The sequence below is a fragment of the Vagococcus sp. CY53-2 genome (assembly GCF_022604695.1).
Lineage (GTDB): Bacteria > Bacillota > Bacilli > Lactobacillales > Vagococcaceae > Vagococcus.
This window is the reverse complement of record NZ_JALAHP010000019.1, coordinates 590-2,078: the sequence shown is the minus strand read 5'-3', so window position 1 is coordinate 2,078 and position 1,489 is coordinate 590. Positions and strand designations below refer to the sequence as shown.

At 31.2% G+C, this 1,489-nt stretch carries 3 protein-coding genes; 2 read left to right on the top strand and 1 reads right to left on the bottom strand.

Annotated elements, in window-relative coordinates; translation table 11 throughout:
- Positions 1-167: 167 nt before the first annotated feature.
- Positions 168-266, bottom strand: coding sequence for a type I toxin-antitoxin system Fst family toxin (locus tag MN581_RS09970; RefSeq protein ID WP_241699702.1), 99 nt, complete (start codon positions 264-266; stop codon positions 168-170).
- Between the two features lie 145 nt (positions 267-411).
- Between MN581_RS09970 and MN581_RS09965 the strand changes: the two genes are divergently transcribed.
- The gene (locus tag MN581_RS09965) at positions 412-837 is read left to right on the top strand and encodes an HTH domain-containing protein (RefSeq protein ID WP_241699701.1); all 426 of its coding nucleotides are present in this window, start codon (positions 412-414) and stop codon (positions 835-837) included.
- A 519-nt stretch (positions 838-1,356) separates the two neighbouring features.
- Positions 1,357-1,489, top strand: a 133-nt coding sequence (locus MN581_RS09960) for a RepB family plasmid replication initiator protein (RefSeq protein ID WP_241699704.1), incomplete at its 3' end; no start/stop codon positions are given.

Genomic DNA, 1,489 nt, shown 5'->3' with positions numbered 1-1,489 from the left:
CAATTATGTATTTTGATTGAAATTTAAAACCATGATATAATAAAGGTGCGAAAACGTTAGAAGTTTCGAGTGCAAGTTTCATAGCACAAAAGCCCCAACCATTGCGAGTGGTTAGGGCTTTTTTTTTCGCTTTGCGACTAAGCGTGTGGGTTGATTAGCATTAGCCTTTAATTATCGTCTTGCTTTTCCAACCAGTAAGCAAACAGTTCAAGAACTGCCCCAACAATGATTGGTGCGATAATTAACGTTAGAAGTTTTTCAACCATGCAAGTTTCACCTCCAAACCTATAATAGCTTTGGTAGGCTAAGTGCCATTAATTAATATAGCATAATTTTTCTAACATTTTATACTATCTTTTATGACCACAACAAAAGTGGTAGCATGTTGTTATGATTTGTTACAGGAGGTTTATGATGAAAAGTATTAAAGAAATGGCTGATATGCTTGATGTTTCAAAAATGACTGTATCAAGATACATCAAAACAATTGGTGCAACAGAAGTGACTAAAAATGGACAAACGTTACTGTATGATGATGCGGTTGTAAACCTTGTTATGAAAGGTTTATCTAAAGATAAAGACCAAAACGCCGAAACAAATGATGTTGCAGTTGATTTTAAAGCTCAATATATTAAAAGCCTTGAAGATTCTAATCATTTTTTGCAAAAGGAAGTAAAAGATAAAAATAAACAATTGATATCAAAAGATGAGCAGATTAATTCACTTCAAACAATTCTAAACCAACAACAACAATTACTACTTTACGAGCAACAAAAAAATACAAAACTACTAGAAGAAAATATAGATTCTAAAAAATGGTGGCAGTGGTGGAAATAAAATAGCTTTTTATTCTTGTCATTTGCTATTGATTTTAATTCTAGGGTTGTTAGGGTTTACCCTGACCGTCTGAAAGACGTTTTACTTATCTGAATAAGGTTTTTAATCAAATGAGCTTAAATAGCTCTTTTTTTGCGTTTTAAGGCTGTTGAATGATTTCTTTGGAGAAATGGGTTAGGTTTTAGCAAAGGAGCGTAAAGCGACTGCTGCAAGTAAAATGTGAGAGTGGTTTTCTCTCACTCCTTTTTATATATTTTCATAGTACGCATAGATCATTTTAACAAAATAAAGAAAAAGTTTTGGTGGGAAAATATATCCCCTCTTTTATAATCTCTTTTAAACCTCTTTTAAACCTCTTTTAGACCTTGTTTAATCCTTACTCCCCCAATGGATACAGAATATTTATAAGTACATTTTGTCTGTTTATAAAGTACACTTTGTCTGTTTTAAGTCTTTACTTAAAGTACTTGAACTTGTAATATGTACTTTATAAATATTATATTAATGTGAGGTGCGTTTATGGTTAATGAATTAGTTAAACATCATACAGAATTAAATACTATTCCTTTGAGAAAGTTTACCCCTGTTCAAATGAATTTATTTTTTTCAATTATCTCTAGAATGCGTGATAAGGGGCAAAATAAAGTAACCT